General features: G+C 65.3%; 13 protein-coding genes. 9 read left to right on the forward strand and 4 right to left on the reverse strand.

Annotation, left to right across the window (positions count from 1 at the left end):
• The first annotated feature begins 181 nt into the window (after window positions 1-181).
• The 3 genes from IPF85_RS16445 to IPF85_RS16455 all read left to right on the forward strand — a co-directional run bounded on the left by IPF85_RS16445 (window position 182) and on the right by IPF85_RS16455 (window position 4467).
• Window positions 182-2872: a DUF5915 domain-containing protein gene (locus IPF85_RS16445; RefSeq protein ID WP_343409223.1), complete on the forward strand. Its 2691-nt coding sequence runs from the start codon at window positions 182-184 to the stop codon at window positions 2870-2872.
• Between the two features lie 9 nt (window positions 2873-2881).
• On the forward strand, window positions 2882-3967 hold the full coding sequence (locus IPF85_RS16450) for a CehA/McbA family metallohydrolase (protein ID WP_343409159.1): 1086 nt from the start codon (window positions 2882-2884) through the stop codon (window positions 3965-3967).
• Between the two features lie 86 nt (window positions 3968-4053).
• Window positions 4054-4467 carry a nucleotidyltransferase domain-containing protein gene (locus IPF85_RS16455; protein ID WP_343409160.1) on the forward strand — a complete coding sequence of 138 codons (414 nt, stop codon included), beginning with the start codon at window positions 4054-4056 and terminating at the stop codon, window positions 4465-4467.
• Window positions 4468-4530: 63 nt separating this feature from the next.
• On the opposite strand, the gene IPF85_RS16460 is transcribed toward IPF85_RS16455, so the two are convergent.
• Window positions 4531-5469 carry a hypothetical protein gene (locus IPF85_RS16460; protein WP_343409161.1) on the reverse strand — a complete coding sequence of 313 codons (939 nt, stop codon included), beginning with the start codon at window positions 5467-5469 and terminating at the stop codon, window positions 4531-4533.
• 282 nt (window positions 5470-5751) lie between these two features.
• Between IPF85_RS16460 and IPF85_RS16465 the strand changes: the two genes are divergently transcribed.
• From IPF85_RS16465 to IPF85_RS16490, 6 genes are all read left to right on the forward strand, one after another.
• Window positions 5752-6312 (forward strand): PDZ domain-containing protein, encoded by a 561-nt coding sequence (locus IPF85_RS16465; RefSeq protein WP_343409162.1) that lies wholly within the window; start codon window positions 5752-5754, stop codon window positions 6310-6312.
• Between the two features lie 157 nt (window positions 6313-6469).
• Window positions 6470-7156, forward strand: coding sequence for a hypothetical protein (locus IPF85_RS16470; RefSeq protein WP_343409163.1), 687 nt, complete (start codon window positions 6470-6472; stop codon window positions 7154-7156).
• Window positions 7157-7318: 162 nt separating this feature from the next.
• Window positions 7319-9940, forward strand: a complete 2622-nt coding sequence (locus IPF85_RS16475; protein ID WP_343409164.1) for a DUF2079 domain-containing protein — start codon at window positions 7319-7321, stop codon at window positions 9938-9940.
• A 108-nt stretch (window positions 9941-10048) separates the two neighbouring features.
• A complete protein-coding gene (locus tag IPF85_RS16480; protein WP_343409224.1) occupies window positions 10049-11008 on the forward strand; it encodes an NAD-dependent epimerase/dehydratase family protein in 960 nt (319 codons plus the stop codon).
• A gap of 98 nt (window positions 11009-11106) precedes the next feature.
• Window positions 11107-12225 (forward strand): DegT/DnrJ/EryC1/StrS family aminotransferase, encoded by a 1119-nt coding sequence (locus IPF85_RS16485; protein ID WP_343409165.1) that lies wholly within the window; start codon window positions 11107-11109, stop codon window positions 12223-12225.
• Between the two features lie 27 nt (window positions 12226-12252).
• The gene (locus IPF85_RS16490; protein ID WP_343409166.1) at window positions 12253-13119 is read left to right on the forward strand and encodes a glycosyltransferase; all 867 of its coding nucleotides are present in this window, start codon (window positions 12253-12255) and stop codon (window positions 13117-13119) included.
• 11 nt (window positions 13120-13130) lie between these two features.
• Here the strand turns inward: IPF85_RS16490 and IPF85_RS16495 are convergent, their stop codons facing one another.
• The 3 genes from IPF85_RS16495 to pyrF are packed head-to-tail and all read right to left on the reverse strand — an operon-like array spanning window position 13131 to window position 16221.
• Window positions 13131-13844: a dihydroorotate dehydrogenase electron transfer subunit gene (locus IPF85_RS16495; protein WP_343409167.1), complete on the reverse strand. Its 714-nt coding sequence runs from the start codon at window positions 13842-13844 to the stop codon at window positions 13131-13133.
• Window positions 13841-14797: a dihydroorotate dehydrogenase gene (locus IPF85_RS16500; protein ID WP_343409168.1), complete on the reverse strand. Its 957-nt coding sequence runs from the start codon at window positions 14795-14797 to the stop codon at window positions 13841-13843. The genes IPF85_RS16495 and IPF85_RS16500 overlap by 4 nt, the downstream gene beginning before the upstream one ends.
• Window positions 14794-16221 carry an orotidine-5'-phosphate decarboxylase gene (gene pyrF, locus IPF85_RS16505; RefSeq protein WP_343409169.1) on the reverse strand — a complete coding sequence of 476 codons (1428 nt, stop codon included), beginning with the start codon at window positions 16219-16221 and terminating at the stop codon, window positions 14794-14796. The genes IPF85_RS16500 and pyrF overlap by 4 nt, the downstream gene beginning before the upstream one ends.
• Window positions 16222-16227 lie beyond the last annotated feature (6 nt).

Genomic DNA, 16227 nt, shown 5'->3' on the forward strand with positions numbered 1-16227 from the left:
GTGACCATCCAGGGGGCGAACGGCCCTGTGACCGGCACGGTGGAACAGGTGGTGGGGCGCCTGGGCATGCCGGACGTGGGCGGCTCCTACTACACCTTCAGCGACGAAAACAACTACATGATCTGGAGCTTCCTCAAGAAGTGCCATGACCAGGGCTGGCTCTACAAAGGGCACCGACGTGATGCCCTGGTGCCACCGCTGCGGCACCGGCATCAGCCAGCACGAGATCGTCACCGATGGTTACAAGGAAGTGACACACGAGTCGGTCTATCTCAAGTTCCCGCTGGTGGGCCGCGAGAAAGAAGCGCTCCTGGTGTGGACCACCACGCCCTGGACGTTGACCAGCAACGTGGCCGCGGCCGTGGGGGCCACATTGACCTACGTCAAGGTGACGCAGGATGACGGCTGGACCTATTACCTGGCCCAGGGCGCGGTCAAGAGCACGCTCAAGGGCAAATTCGAGATCGTGGGCGAGTTGAAGGGCGCAGAGATGCTCGGCTGGGAGTACCGCGGCCCCTTCGACGAACTGCCGGCGACGGAGGCGGCGCTCAGCGGCGCGTATCGCCATCGGGTCATTGCCTGGAAGGATGTGGGTGAAGAAGAAGGCACCGGCATCGTACACATTGCGCCGGGCTGCGGCGCGGAGGACTTTCACCTGAGCAAGGAGCACAGCCTGCCGGTAATTGCGCCCCTGGATGAAAACGGCATCTACCTGGATGGCTTCGCCTGGCTGACGGGCAGTCATGTGGCCAACGTGGCCGCGCCGATCTTCGACAGCCTGCGTGCCAAAAATGTCCTTTATCGCACCCAACGCTACAGCCATCGTTACCCCACCTGCTGGCGCTGCGGCGAAGAGCTGATCTTCCGCCTGGTGGATGAGTGGTTCATCAGCATGGGCGCGCTCTACGACAAACCGCGCAGCGAAGTGACTGCGGCCGAAAAGGACGCCAGTTTGCGCTACCAGATCATGGATGTGGTGGATGAGATCAACTGGCACCCTGAATTCGGCTACGACCGGGAGATGGACTGGCTGCGCAACATGCACGATTGGATGATCAGCAAGAAGCGCTACTGGGGCCTGGCGCTGCCGATCTGGGAGTGTGCTGACTGCGGTCATTTCGATGTCGTCGGCAGTGACCATGAGCTGCAGGAACGCGCCGTCGAAGGCTATGAGGTCTTCGAGGGCCACACGCCGCACCGTCCCTACATTGACGCCATCAAGATTCGCTGCACGCAATGCGGCGCGCTGAGTGCGCGCATCAAAGACGTGGGCAACCCGTGGCTCGACGCCGGCATCGTCGCCTTCAGCACCATGCACTACCGCGAAAAGCCGGAGGAATGGGCGCGCTGGTTCCCGGCCGATTTCATCACCGAGAGCTTCCCCGGCCAGTTCCGCAACTGGTTCTACAGCCTGTTGGCGCAGAGCGCCGCGCTGGTGCGCCGACCGCCCTTCAAGAACGTCCTGGGCTTCGCCACCCTGCTGGCCGAAGACGGTCGCGAGATGCACAAGTCGTGGGGCAATGCGATCGAGTTCAACGAGGCGGCCAACGTGATGGGCGCCGATGTCATGCGCTGGCTCTATCTTCATCACCGGCCGGAACAGAATATGCTCTTCGGCTACAAATTGGGCGATGAAACCCGCCGCCGCTTCCTCATACCACTGTGGAATGTCTACAGCTTCTTCGTCACCTATGCCAACCTGGATGACTGGCAGCCCGGGCAAGCAGCGTCACCGACATCTTCTTCTACGGCCAACGCCCAGATGGACGCCTGGATCAGCGCCCGCCTGCACGAAACCGTGGTCGCAGTCACCGCGTCGCTGGCGGCTTTTGACTCGCTGCAAGCCACGCTGGTCATCGAGGCCTTCCTGGACGATCTCTCGAATTGGTACGTGCGCCGGGGGCGTCGCCGTTTCTGGAAGAGCGAACGCGACGCGGACAAGCTGGCGGCCCTGGAGACCCTTTACGAGGTGCTGGTGACGCTGACAAAGTTATTGGCGCCATTCGTGCCCTTCACCACCGAGGCGATGTATCAAAACCTGGTGCGCAGCGTGGACACAGACGCGCCGGTCAGCGTGCATCACACCGATTGGCCGGTCGCTGATCCCGAGCGGGTGAACCGACACCTGCTCGACAAGATGGGCCTGGCAATCGCCATCGCCGCGCTGGGGCGCGCCGCGCGCAGCAGCGCCGACGTCAAGCTGCGCCAGCCGCTGGCGACGGCGCAGGTCCACGTCGCCTCCCAGCAGGCGCGCCGCGATGTGATCGAACTGCTCGACGTGCTGGCGGAGGAGATCAACGTCAAACAGATTAAGGTGGTGGCCGAGGTGGGCGCATTAGTCGCCTATAAATTGCTGCCGAACAACCGGGTGCTGGGGCCACGCCTGGGCAAGCTCTTCCCACTGGTGCGCGGCGCCCTGGCCGCGCTCGATCCGGTGGCCGCGGCAACGACCCTGCAAGATGGCGGCGCCATCACCCTTGACCTGGGCGGCGTTCCCATCAGCCTGGCCGGCGATGACATCCTGGTGCAGACCGAATCACGCGGCGGCCTGGCGGTTGCCAGCGACAAGGGCGTGACCGTGGCGGTTGACACCCATCTCACCGCAGAACTGGTGGCGGAAGGCTACGCGCGCGATCTGGTGCGCGCCATCAACACCCTGCGCAAGGAGGCCGGCTTCGCGATTGATGATCGAGTGCAGATCGCGTATGAAGCCGCAGGAGAAAGCGCAGCAGCCTTCGTCCTCTTCGCCGATTTCATTCAGCGTGAGACGCTGGCGGTCTCGCTGACGCCAGGCAACGCCCCGGAGGCCGCGGTGCATCAGATGGTCAAGATCGGTGATGAGCAGATCGCCATCGCCTTGCAGAAGGTGTAGGAGGAAATCGTGAGTGACGTAGGAACATCTCGGGCAGGGACCGATTGGCAGGAGTTGGTGGGTAACCTGCACATGCACACCATTCATTCGGATGGCACGGGTACGCATCAGGACCTGGTGGCGGCCGCGCAGGCCAACCAACTCGATTTCATCATCGCCACCGACCACAATGTCCTGGTCTCGCAGGAAGAAGGCTGGCACGGCCGCGTGCTGCTGCTGGTGGGCGAAGAAGTCAACGACGCCAGCCTGCAGCCAGAGATCAACCACTGCCTGGTCATGGGCGTGCAGACCGATGTCAGCGCGCACGCGGCCGAACCGCAGGCCCTGATCAACGCGGCGCACAGTCAGGGCGCGGTCACCTTCCTGGCCCATCCCATCGAACGCGCATCGCCCTTGCTGTCAGACACCTACGAGTGGCATGCCTGGGAGGTCAACGGTTTCACCGGCATCGAACTGTGGAATTTCATGTCGGAATTTCGCTACTACGCCTGGAGCAAGCTGCATGCTTTGCCCATGCTCTATCTGCCACGCTTCTTCACCACCGGCCCCTGGCCGGAGATGCTGGCAAAATGGGACGAACTGCTGGCCACGCGGTCGCAGCCCATCGTCGCCATCGGCGGCTCCGACGCTCATGCGCACACCTATCACCTCGGCCCGTTGCAGCGGTTGTTTCTCTCGTACAGGGACTGCTTCGCCGCGGTCAACACGCACCTGCTGGTGACGGCGCCGCTCAACCGCGATGTGGCGCATGACCGGGCGCTGATCTACGACGCGCTGCGTGCCGGCCATGCCTGGGTTGGCTATGACCTGCCGGGCGCCACACGCGGCTTCCGCTTCACGGCCAGCAACGGGCAGGAGACAGCCATCATGGGCGATGCCCTGGCGGCCAATGGGCAGGCGGTGCGCTTCGAGATCGTCACGCCCGGCCAGGCGCACCTCAAGCTGCTGCGCAACGGGCAGGTTGTGGCGCAAGCTCGCGGAACCAGCCTGAGCTACGCATCGCCGCAGCCGGGCATCTACCGCGTCGAGGCCTGGCGCCGCGCCTGGGGCAAAGCCCGCGGCTGGGTCTTTAGCAACCCAATTTATGTAAAGTGATGGGCACCCACGCGACATCGGATACAGAGGGTCAGGGTGGCGGCAGTTTTCAACCATGCCAAAATAGCGAGCGGAGAGGTGCAAATGTGAACAAATATGATAGCATTGTGCGCATCATTCTACAACACTACCCTACCACCCAGGCGATCTATCTCTTTGGGTCATTCGGCACCGCCGATGAATGGCCCACGAGTGACGTGGATATTGCGGTGTTGCTCCCTCCGACAGAAGCTCGACATCAGTCTCAGTTAATGCTAACGCCCTGTCATTACGCCCTGGAGGGTGCGCTCAATAGATCGGTGGACTTGGTCAATGGTCGTGAAGTCTCGACTGTGTTCCAGAAGGAGATCATCAGATCAGGGCGCAGGATCTACACCGCTGACGATAACGCCGTTGCTGAATTCGAAATGCTGACGCTCTCGTACTATCAAAAACTGAACGAGGAACGTGCCGCGATTCTCCAGGTCTTCCGTGAGGCGGGGAAAGCCTACGCAATATAAACGATCTGCTGGTGTTTGCGGATATGATTCGGCAATACGTCGAAGGCGAATAGATCATGGGAATCAACGCAGGAAGCGCCGTCGCCTGAGCAGGCCGCCCACGCCAACGGAACCGACCAGGGCGGTAAAACCAACGGGCAGCAGTAACGGACGTCGTGCGCGGGCGATGGCGCTAAGCCCGGTCGGCGCGATGGTTGGGGTGGCCGTAGCGCGCTGAGGCCGCGTGGCCGTGGGCGTCGCGGTCGCTGAAGGGGTGGCGCTGGGGCTTGCTGTGGGTGTTGGCGTCGGCGTGGCGGTTGGGGTGCCCGTGGGCGTGGCTGACGCGGTTGGCGTCGGCGTCACCGTCGGCGCGGGGGTGTTGGTGGCTGCAACCGCCTTAGGCCGTGATTCGGCCAGGGCCGGAGGACGCGGGGTATCGGTGGGGGCCGGCGGCGCGACCGGCTGACTGTCGTCGCGCACCAGGCTGATCGCGTCCACAAAGATCATGTTGGCGCCTGTGCTGTAGTTGTGATCCACGAAGAAGAAGATCGTGAGCGTATCGCTCCTGGCCACCGCGCGTACATCCAGGTTGGGATCGCCGGGCGTCGAATAGTTGCCAAAGCGCCCCGGCCCGTAGTGCGTCACCCCCCAGATCACGTTGGCCGAGGTAGGATCGGTGCCGCCGCTGGGATCGAGACCGAGTTTGCGACCGAACGCGTCCGGCTCATTGGGCGCGGCCCAGCCGACTGAGGCCAGGTAGGTGGCGCCAGGCGTGAGATTGCGCACCTGTTGAAAAACGCCGGCCTGAAACGTGCCGCCGTCGGACCAGATCTGCAGCGAGGGCGGGCCGAAGTAGGTATCCACCGCTTCGACGAACGCGGCCGAGCCACTGAGCACAAAAGGCGCCCAGCCGTCGGGCGCGGAGCCATAGGGCGTCGAATAGAAATTGTTGAAATTGCAGTTGTAGTTGACATCCGCACCGGTGCAGCCGTGTGGATCAGCCTGGGCCGCCGGGGTCAGCACGCTGAGCGCGAGTAGAGTCAGGCTGAATATGGAGGCAACCAGGCGGCGCTGAGGTCCGCATACCGAGCGGGAGGTGTCCTGGATTGACCGAACGCCGGGAAAACAATGAGAGCGAAACCAATTATTGACACGTATCATAGGCTTTGAGTATAGTTGACGGTAGAACATTCGACAAATCTGGCTGTGACCAGTAGGGGCATGGTCTTGCGCCTCTGCGTGGGCGACCGCAAGGGTGCGCCCCGACAAATTGAGAAGATACAGCACAAGAAAAGGAGATTCACAATGAACGAGAATAACAGTTCGCGTAACAGGATTGTGCTCATCGCAGCAGTGGCGGTGATTGCGTTGTGCCTGGTGGCTGCCGTGTCCGCCGCCATTGGCGGCGTGGCCGGCTTCGCCATCGGTCGAAATCGGCAAACCATCGAGATTCAACGAACACTGACGCCGGACGATTCACGGCGGCCGAATCAGCAAACGCCGATCCCCGGTTTGCCCTACGTGCCCGTGATACCCGGCGATCAGATGCCGATGGGGCCAGGCGTGATGGGCATGAACGGCGCCATGATCCGCGAGGTCGTCGCCGACGGCCCGGCCGCCAATGCCGGCCTGCAGGCGGGCGATCTGATCACCGCAGTCGGCAACAAGAAGCTCGATCAGGGCCTGACCCTGGCCGAAGCCATCGCCGCGTACAAGCCGGGCGATCAGGTCGAAATCACCTTCCGTCGTAGTACGGACGAGCAAACGGTCACGGTGACGCTGGGCCAGCACCCGGACGATGCCGCCAAGCCGTACCTGGGCCTCACCTTCATCACCATGCCCATGCGCCAGACGCCAGGGCAGTGAGCAAAAAGCCATTCCCCGGCCAATTTGCTGACGGCGTCAGGGCGGTGTTATACTGACCGGCATGAGTCAGCCACCAGTATCAACCAACGGAAACCAGGTTTCGGCTGCGGAACCTGGTTTCTTTCCGTCTCCGCCTGAACCGGGGCGGAGACGGCGGTTGGCCCGCCTCCGTCCCTGGCTGCAAACGGGCATCTTTGTCCTGGCTGTCGTGTTTCTGGGCGCGCTGATCGCAACCCAATGGCAGCAACTGCAGGCCTACCCCTGGCAGATCGAGATTGGCTGGCTGCTGCTGGCCCTCGCCTTGCTGTGGCTCACCTGGCTCCTGGAACTGAACCAGTGGCGCTTCATCCTGGGGCGCCTCGGTGGATCGCTGCGCTTTGGCGAGGCGGCCCGCATCTGGTTCCTGTCCAACATCATCCGCTACATCCCCGGCAACGTCTGGCAGTTCCTGGGCATGGCCGAAATGTGCAGCCGGCTCGGCATTGCGCGCACCGCCACCTTCACCAGCATCGCGCTGCATCAGGCCATCTCCACCCTGGCCGGGCTGCTGCTGGCCGCGGTCTACTTTGCCCTGGCCGGGCAGGGCGCCTGGTTCGATCGCCTGCGCCCGGCGCTCTGGCTGGCGCCGCTCGGTTTGATCTTTCTGCACCCGCGCGTGCTCGAAACCGCCTTGAACTGGGCGCTGACCCGCCTCAAGCGCCCGCCTCTGCGCATCACCCTGACCGTCGTTGACCTGGCGCGCCTCCTGCTCACCTACGGCCTGGTCTGGCTTGGCTTTGGCCTGGGCTTCAGCGCCCTGGCGGCCGGACTGGCCCCGGTTGCATCCGCGAGGCGCCCTGGCTGATTGCCGGCTATGCGGCCGCCTACGTGATTGGCTACCTCAGCCTGTTGACGCCCAGCGGCCTCGGCGTGCGCGAAGGCGTGCTGGTCCTCCTGCTGCAGGGCCTCTTCAGCGCGCCGCTGCCCGCCATCATCGCCATCGTGGCCCGTCTGTGGATGATCATCGGTGAAATCGGCGGCGCGCCGCGGTCGCAACCTGGCAATGGGCGACGCAGCGGGGACCGCCGCCAAACGTCAGTTCCCGCCCATCATCTGCCGGCACAGTTCCCGCCTGAGCAGGGACCAGGTACGGGCGGCCGTCCTCGCGCTGTTCGTGCTCTACGTCGTCGGCTTCTCCCTACTGTCCATCCGCCCCCACCAGGCGCTGCGTACCCACATGGCTGACCTGGGCCAGATGGACCTGGCGATCTGGAACACGAGTCAGGGGCGCTTCGTGCAAGAAATCAAGGACGATTTCGTCAGCACCCGCCTGACCGATCACGTCGAACCGATCTTCCTGCCCCTCTCGCTCGTTTTTCACCTGTGGAACGATGTGCGCGCCCTGCTGATCGTGCAAACGCTGGCGCTGGGCAGCGGCGCCCTCGTCATCTTTGCCCTGGCCCGCGCCATGCTGCGCTCGTCGAGCGCCGGACTGGCTACCTGGGCGCCGTTAGTCCTGGCCCTGGCCTACCTGCTCTTCTCCGGCCTGCAGGCCGCCAACCTGGCCGAGTTTCACGCCATTCCCCTCGCCGTCACGCCCGTTCTGCTGGCGTTTTGGTGCAATGAGCGCCGTCACTGGTGGGGGATTCGTCCTCGCCTGCCTCGTCCTCTGAGCGTCAAGGAAGAAGCGGCTCTGCTGGCCTTCATGCTGGGGCTGTATGTCCTCAGCCAGGCCTGGCTGGCGCGGCGCGACCTGAAGCGATCGTCCAAACCCGCCATCCGCGACCGGCAACCTGGATGGCGCCCGCCTGCCGCGCCTGTCCGCGACCACGGCCGGTCTGCTGGTCATGCTGCTCAGCCTGGGCTGGTTCTATCTCGCCACCTTCGTCATCATCCCCCGCTACGCCGCGCAGGTCTACGGCGTGGATCAGTCGGTCTACTTTGCCCGCTACGGCGCCCTGGGCGATTCCCCCCTTTCCATCGTCAGGAGCTTCTTCACGCAGCCGGCCCTGGTCTGGGAAATTGCCGCCGAACCGTCACGGCTGACCTACCTGGCCGGCCTCCTGGCTCCGTTTGGCTTTCTCAGCCTGCTGGCCCCGGAAATTCTGTTGCTCAGCGCCCCTTGTTGATCGCCAATCTCTTCAGCGCGTATCCGGCCCAGTTCAGCGGAGAATTTCACTATTCGGCGCCGCTCGTGCCCTTTGTGGCGATGGCTGCCCTGGTGGGCGTGCGCCGCCTGCTCGCCGTTCGCCCCCGTGCCGGACGCCTGACCCTGGCCTGGCTGCTGCTGTGGGCATTCGCCTACCAGATCATGGCGGGCTACACCCCCCTGGGCCGTGAGTTCCGCTGGCCGGATGTGACGCCGCACGCGGCCCTGCTCGCCCGCTTCAGCGCACAGGCGCCAACCGCCGCGCCCGGCAGCGTCACCACCGCGCTCTACCCGCACTTCAGCCATCGCACCAAGCTCTACAAGTTCCCCATCCTGGGCGACGCCGCCTGGGCGCTGGTGGATGTCACCGGCGCCACCGACCGCCACCCGGCCGAAATTCAACGCGCGGTGCTCGGCCTGATCGCGCAGGGCTGGCTCGTCACAGACGCAGCCGATGGCTTCGTTCTCCTGCAGCAGCCCGCGCCCGACGCACCCCCTCGCACCGAATGTTCATTGCCTTCCCATGAACCAGACTATGCGAAATGTGTACTCCCGGACGCTTTCTTCGACTTTGCCCGCGCCGACCGCTCCGGGCTGCTCACCCAACCACCCGCCCTGCAATCCGTGCCGCTGGTGTTCGGCGAACGCGTGAGTTTGCTCGGCTATGAGCTGGTGGATGACGGCAAATGGGGCCTGACACGCTGGCGCAGCTTTTGGCAGACGCAAACGCCACTGCCCGCCGACCTGCATCTGTGGCCGTTTGCCGTGACGCCGGATGGCAGCCTGGCCGATGATCCCAGCCAGCGCCCGGCCATCGCAACCCTCTGGTATCCGCCAGGCCGCTGGCAGCCAGGCGAGCTGATTGTGGTCGAAACGCTGCCCTGGTACCTGCCGAAAACTTGGGCGCCAGCGGTCGGACTGTTTCAGGGCAGCACCTGGGCGGACCTGCAGCGCCGTTGGCGTGTGCAAGGCGCGGCGACGTTGTTCGAGCAAGACACCTGGGCGCGCCTGGCCGCCGTGCGCCGCGTCGGGCGTCACTTGATTCCCCTGGCTGACGACCCGCCGGCGCCCGCCAATGCGCCGCCCATCGCCACCTGGAACACGCCCGCGGGCACGACCTGGGGCGACCTGCGCCGCGTGGCCGGCCTACCGCCGACGCTCAGCCGCCAGGGGATCACCATCACCCTGCCATTGACGCTGACCTGGCAACTGGCCGCGCCGGCGGCTCTCGATCTCAACGTTTTCCTGCATCTGCGTGACGCCGCGGGGCACAACGTGGCGCAGGCCGACGGCCAGCCGGTTTGGTTTGGCCCACGGCCGTTCAGCGCCTGGGCGCCGGGCCAAGCGGGTGCAGACCGGCGCAACCTGGAGGCGCCGGCAGCGTTGAAAGCCGGCGTCTACACACTGCTGATCGGGCTTTACAGCCCTCAGACGGGCCAGCGGCTGCCCCTGGCCGCGGGCGGCGACGAGGTTGTGGTCGGGACCATCGCCGTAAAATAGAAAAGAGGTGAGGAATTGACAACCGTCAACAGCCAGCCAGGGGGCCAGAAACCGGATTTCTCTGGCGCCAATCAGCCAGATTTCGCCCGGCATTACGACGGCGCGCGCGTGCTCATCACCGGCGGCCTGGGGTTCATCGGCTCCAACCTGGCGCTGCGCCTGCTGGACCTGGGCGCGGCGGTCACGCTGGTAGATTCGCTGATCCCCGCGTATGGCGGCAATTGGTTCAACATCGAGCCGGTGCGCCAACGGGTGCATGTCAACCTGGCCGATGTACGCGACGCTCATGCCATGAACGCGCTGGTTCCCGGGCATGATTACCTGTTCAACCTGGCCGGCCAGGTCAGCCATCTCGATTCGATGAGCGATCCGTTCACCGATCTGGAGATCAACGCGCGCAGTCAGTTGAGCATCCTGGAAGCGTGTCGCCTGCACAACCCCGCGATCAGGATCGTTTACGCGGGCACACGCCAGCAGTACGGCAAGCCCGATTACCTGCCGCTGGACGAACAGCATTTGCAGCACCCCACCGATATCAACGGAGTCAACAAACTGGCGGGCGAGTGGTATCACATCATCTATCACCAGGTCTACGGCCTGACCGCCAGCTCGCTGCGCCTGACCAACACCTACGGCCCGCGGCAGCTCTTGCGCCACAACCGGCAGGGCTTCATCGCCTGGTTCGTGCGCCTGGCGTTGGAGGGCGCGGAGATTCAGGTCTACGGGGATGGCCGCCAGCGCCGTGATCTGACCTACGTGGATGATGTGGTAGAGGCCTTCTTGCTGGCGGGCGCCAATCCGGCCGCGGCCGGGCAGGTCTTCAACCTGGGTGGGCTGGAGCCGGTGGCGCTGGGAGACCTGGCGCAGATGCTGGTCGAGATTACTGGGCGCGGCCGCGTGCGCCTGGCGCCCTGGCCGGCCGATCGCCAGAAGATTGACATTGGCGATGTCTACTCGAGCTACGCCAAGATCGAGGCTACGCTCGGTTGGCGGCCGACGGTTCCCCTGCGCGAGGGTCTGCGCCGCATGGTGGATTACTACGAAAAGTACGGACACCACTATTGGTAACAATGGCTCACACTAAGACACCAAGAACACAAAGAAGTAAACCGATTGCTGCGAGGCTGCGAGGCTTTGTGTGAGAATTCCTTGATGAGATACCGATCATGCACATACCGTTCAACGACTTGAAGGCTCAGCACGCGGCGCTGGCAAAGGACCTGGAGGCCGCGGCCTTGCGCGTGCTGCGCGCGGGCTGGTACATTTTGGGGCCTGAGGTGAGTGCGTTCGAGGCCGAATTTGCCGCCTGGTTAGGCTTACCCGCTGCGGCCAATGCGGTCGGCGTCAATTCCGGCACCGATGCCTTGCTCCTGGCCTTGCTGGCCTGCGACATCGGCCCCGGCGCTGAAGTCATCACCGTCACGCACACGGCCGTGGCCACCGTGACGGCCATTGTCAACAGCGGCGCGCAGCCTGTGCTGGTGGACATCGAAGCGGATACTTTCACCCTGGATCCGGCGCGGCTGGCCGCGGCGCTGACGCCGGCCACCCGCGCCATCATCCCCGTGCATCTCTACGGTCAACCGGCCGACCTGGCGCCCATCCTGACCTTCGCCCGCCAGCACAATCTGCGCGTGATCGAAGACTGTGCGCAGGCCCACGGCGCCCGCTATCAGGATCGTCCGGTGGGCGTCTGGGGCGATCTGGCCTGCTTCAGCTTCTATCCGACCAAGAACCTGGGCGCGGCCGGCGATGGCGGGATGGTGGTCAGCACGGACGCGGCGCTGGCCGCCCGCGTACGCAGCCTGCGTGAGTATGGTTGGCAGCCCGGCGCCCGTTACATCAGCCAGGAGCATGGCCTCAACAGTCGCCTGGATGAACTGCAGGCCGCGCTGCTGCGGGTGAAATTACCGCACCTGGACGCCTGGAACACGCGGCGCCAGGCGCTGGCCGCGCGCTATGATCGCCTGCTGGCGGGCAGCGGTATCGCAACGCCGCGGACCGGCCCGGGGCGGAGCCATGTTTATCATCTCTACGTGGTTCGTCATGCGCGGCGCCATGACCTGCAGGAGGCGCTGAAGGCGGCTGGCATCGGCACGCTGATTCACTATCCGGCGCCTATCCATCTGCAGCCGGCCTATCCGCACCTGGCCGCGGCCGGTGCGTTGCCTGTCAGCGAACAGATCGCGCAGGAAATCTTCTCCCTGCCGCTCTACCCGGAGATGACCGACGCTCAGGTAGATGAGGTGGCGGCAGCGGTGCGTCATGCGGTCGCCAGCCTCTGAGCCGCGGCAGAACCGCCTGGCAATGACATGCGCAACCTCACCTTTTCGATCATCATCCCCACCTTTGGACGCCAGCAGGCTTTGAGTGCTTGCCTGCAAGCGCTCGCCCGGCTCGATGCTGCGCGCGACATTTGCGAGGTCATTGTGGTCAACGATGGTGGGCCATGGGATGCGCCTGCGCTGGCGGCCGCGTGGTCAGGGCAGCTCAACCTGCGGCTGCTCGCGCAATCGCACGCCGGGCCGGCCGCCGCCCGCAACCTGGGGGCGCGTCACGCGCAGGGCAATTTTCTCGCCTTCGTGGATGATGACTGTCAGGCTGACCCCGGCTGGCTGGCCGCGCTGGCCGCGCAACTGGCCGCCATGCCCGACCACCTGGTGGGCGGGCGCACCGTCAATGCGCTGGCCGACAACCGGTTTGCCTCGACCAGCCAGGCCATTGTCAGCTACCTCTACACCCATTACAACGCCGATCCAACGCGCGCCCGCTTCCTGGCCTCCAACAATCTGGCCGTATCCGCCCGGCGCTTTCGCCAGCGCGGTGGCTTCGATACCGCTTTTCCCTGGGCTGCAGGTGAAGATCGTGAATTTTGCGCGCGCTGGCTGGCGCACGGGGGCGGCATGATTTACGCGCCACAGGCGATCGTCTATCACACCCAGGCCTTGACCGCGCGCAGCTTCTGGCAGCAACAGTTCAACTATGGCCGCGGCGCCAGGCGCCTGCGCCGGCGCGTGGATCTTGCGCCGGCCGCCGAGTCATGGGCGTTCTATGTGGGATTGCTCGGTCTGAGAGGCAGTCAGATGCCGGTCGCCGCGGCGCGTCCGCTGCTGCTGTTCGCACAACTGGCCCATGCCGCGGGCTTTCTGGTCGAGCTGGGTAGAGCTGCGGAGTCGTAGGTCACGCCTGTTCAAGTCCTTCGCACCGGCCCCTCGCTGCACACCAGCCAGCCATCCTTTGCGCACGTGCCGCAAATGCCCATGCCGCAGCGCATCCGGTTCTCCCAACTGAGCTGCGCAGGCAGATGATGCACGGCCGCCAGGCGTTCCAGGGCTGTCAGCATCGGGCCTGGCCCGCACGCAGCCAGTTGATCTATCGGTGTGGGGGCCGTGGCGAGCAGATGCTCCACGCCGGCGGTGACCAAACCCGGCCGGCCGGCCGAGCCATCATCGGTGGTGGTGATGACCGGCACCCCCAGGGCAGCGAAGCGATCCATAAAAAGCAAGTCCGCGGCGGTACGCGCGCCAATGACCACGCTGACCTGCGCGCCGGCAGCCAGCGCAGCCCGCGCCAAAAAATGCAGGGGCGCGACACCGTAGCCGCCGCCCACCAGCAGCAGATGGCGGCCGCGCACCGTGAAGCCCTGGCCCAGGGGGCCGCGCACCCACAGGCGGTCCCCCAGCCGCAGATCGTGCAGGGCGGCGGTGAACGCGCCCACGCGCGCCACCGTGAAGCGCACGGGGTCAGCGTCCAACAGGCTAAGCGGACGTTCGTTCACATTTGGCAGCCAGACCATGGCGAATTGACCGGGCCGCGCCGCCGGCAGGGCCAGTTCGAGCGTGAGGGTCTTGACCCGATAGTTCTCTTCGCTGATGCCGGTGATGCGAGCCGCCTGGTGGATCATGATCCTGCCATCCCTGCGGGCCAGTGTGCCAGGCCGACCAGTTCAGCGGCCCGGCCAAAGCCCTCTGCCAGCATGAACTGCGCCAATTCATCACGAATCTGCCCCAGGGCAGCGATGCCGCGACTGTGGACGGCCGACCCCACGCCAACCAGTGTGGCGCCGGCCAGCAACAGCTCGGCCGCGTCCTCGCCGCAGCTGACGCCGCCGATGCCCAGGATCGGAATCTTGACCGCCTGGTAGCACTGATAGATGCAGCGCACCGCAATGGGTCGGATGGCCGGGCCGCTCAGGCCGCCCTCACGGTTTGCCAGGATGGGGCGCCGCGCGCGGATGTCAATCACCATGCCGGCCACGGTGTTGATGGCCGCAATGGCATCGGCGCCGGCATCTTCCACGGCGCGCGCAATCTCGGCGATATCGGTGACGTTGGGCGACAGCTTGACGATCACCGGCGCGGCGGATACCCGTTTGACCGCCCGTGTGACCGCGGCGGCGGCCGGGCAACTGGCCGCGAACGGGCGTGCCAGCTCATCATGCACATTGGGACAGGAGATGTTGATCTCCAGAAAATCGGGCCGCGCCTCGTTCATTCGTTCCGCCAGGTACGCGTAATCCTCGACCGCGGTGCCAAAGATGGACGCTACCAGTTTGACGCCCTGGCCGGCTTGCGCCAGGCGACGGCGCGTCTCTTGCAGCACGGCAATTTCCTCATCCACGCCAGGGTTGGCCAGGCCCACGGCATTGATGAAGCCCGCGCCCCAGGCGAGCACGGTCGGGTTGGGATGACCGGGCCGCGGCGCGCGACTGCACGATTTGGCCGTGACCGCGCCCGCGCCGCCCGCGGCCACCCGCGCCATCAGCGCCGCGCTGGTGCCCAGAATGCCGGAAGCCAGGACGAGCGGGTTGGGCAGGGTGATGCCGCAGAAGGTGGTGGTCAGATCAGGAGCATTCATGCGTTGAGATAGGCCCGCACCTCGGCCAGCACAGCGGCGTCAAGCAAACCGGCGCGGTGCAGGCTGTCCAGCACCTGGCTCAGAGAAAACACGGCGTGCAAATTCAGGCCGGCGGCCGCCAGATTGGCGCGCGCGCCCTGCTCACGATCAATCAGCACCACCACATCTTCAACCAGCAGGCCCGCCGCGCGCAGCAGTTCCACCGTCTTCAGGGTGCTGCCGCCACTGGTGACCAGGTCTTCGATCACGACGACGCGCTCGCCTGGCTGCCAGGCGCCCTCGATGGACTTGCCCAGACCATAGGTCTTGGCCTCCTTGCGCGGGTAGAGCAACGGTTTGCCCACGTGCAGGCTCAGCGCGGCGCCGATGGGCAGCGCCGCGTAGGGCACACCGGCCAGGCGGTCGTAGGAGAGGCCGGTCAACGCCCGGGCGTAGGCGGCCGCGGCCTGCTGCAAGAGCGCGGGATCGCTGACGAGCAGGCGCAGGTCAATGTAGAGCGGCGAGGGCAACCCGCTCGCCAGGGTGAACTGCCCGAAACGGATGGCGCCGAGCTGATAGAGGCCGGTCAGGAGGGATTGGTGCTCAAGGGCCGCGTCGGGATCAGAAGAATTGGCTACGCCGGTTGGCTTGGCCGTTCGGGCCGCATTGATGGCCGCGCGCAGCGCCGCGGCCGCCTGGCGCGGATCGCTCGCACCCGACACTCCACGGCTGACATTGATGATGGCCCCCAACCCATCGGGGCGCATGGCCGCCTGCACGGCCGCGGTCAGGTCGCCGCCCTGCGTGCCGACGCCGGGCACCAGGAACCACGCCTGCGGCGCGACCCACCGCACGGCCGTCAAGGCAGCGGGGAACGTGGCGCCGACGACCAGCCCGATGTTCTGGTGTTTCGACCAGGTTAGCGCCTGCTGCGCCACCTGCAGATAGAGCGGCGTGCCGTTTGCCGTGGGCAGCTCCTGGATGGTGGCCGCGCCGGGATTGGAGGTGTGGCAAAGGATGAACAGCCCGCGGTCCGCGTAGGCGGCAAATGGCGCGATGCTGTCTGCGCCCAGGTAGGGGCTGAGCGTCACCGCATCCACGCCCAACTGGTCGAAGATCACACGGGCGTACGCGGCCGCGGTGGAGCCAATGTCCCCGCGCTTGGCATCCAGAATGACCGGGGTGTCAGGCGGGATCAGGCGCAGGGTGGCCTTGAGAGTCGCCAGGCCGTCATCCAGGGCCTCGTAGAAAGCGATGTTAGGCTTGAACGCGCAGACCAGGTCAGCCGTGGCCTCGATAATGACCCGATTCCAGGCCAGGATCGGATTGGCGGCCTGGCGAAACGCGGCCGGAACCGCTTCCGGCGTGGGGTCAAGGCCGACGCAGAGCAGAGAGTCGTTCTTGCGTGCCGCGGCGGTCAGTTTAGAAAAGAAGTCAGTCGCCATATCGAA

It is taken from the genome of Candidatus Amarolinea dominans (genome assembly GCF_016704685.1).
In the GTDB taxonomy this organism is placed as follows: Bacteria; Chloroflexota; Anaerolineae; order SSC4; family Amarolineaceae; genus Amarolinea; species Amarolinea dominans.

Coding starts and splice junctions, on each gene's coding strand:
- IPF85_RS16445 (WP_343409223.1), top strand. CDS start 182: ATGCCCTGGTGCCACCGCTGCGGCACCGGCATCAGCCAGCACGAGATC.
- IPF85_RS16465 (WP_343409162.1), top strand. CDS start 5,752: ATGAACGAGAATAACAGTTCGCGTAACAGGATTGTGCTCATCGCAGCA.
- IPF85_RS16490 (WP_343409166.1), top strand. CDS start 12,253: ATGCGCAACCTCACCTTTTCGATCATCATCCCCACCTTTGGACGCCAG.
- pyrF (WP_343409169.1), bottom strand. CDS start 16,221: ATGGCGACTGACTTCTTTTCTAAACTGACCGCCGCGGCACGCAAGAAC.
- IPF85_RS16485 (WP_343409165.1), top strand. CDS start 11,107: ATGCACATACCGTTCAACGACTTGAAGGCTCAGCACGCGGCGCTGGCA.
- IPF85_RS16500 (WP_343409168.1), bottom strand. CDS start 14,797: ATGAATGCTCCTGATCTGACCACCACCTTCTGCGGCATCACCCTGCCC.
- IPF85_RS16495 (WP_343409167.1), bottom strand. CDS start 13,844: ATGATCCACCAGGCGGCTCGCATCACCGGCATCAGCGAAGAGAACTAT.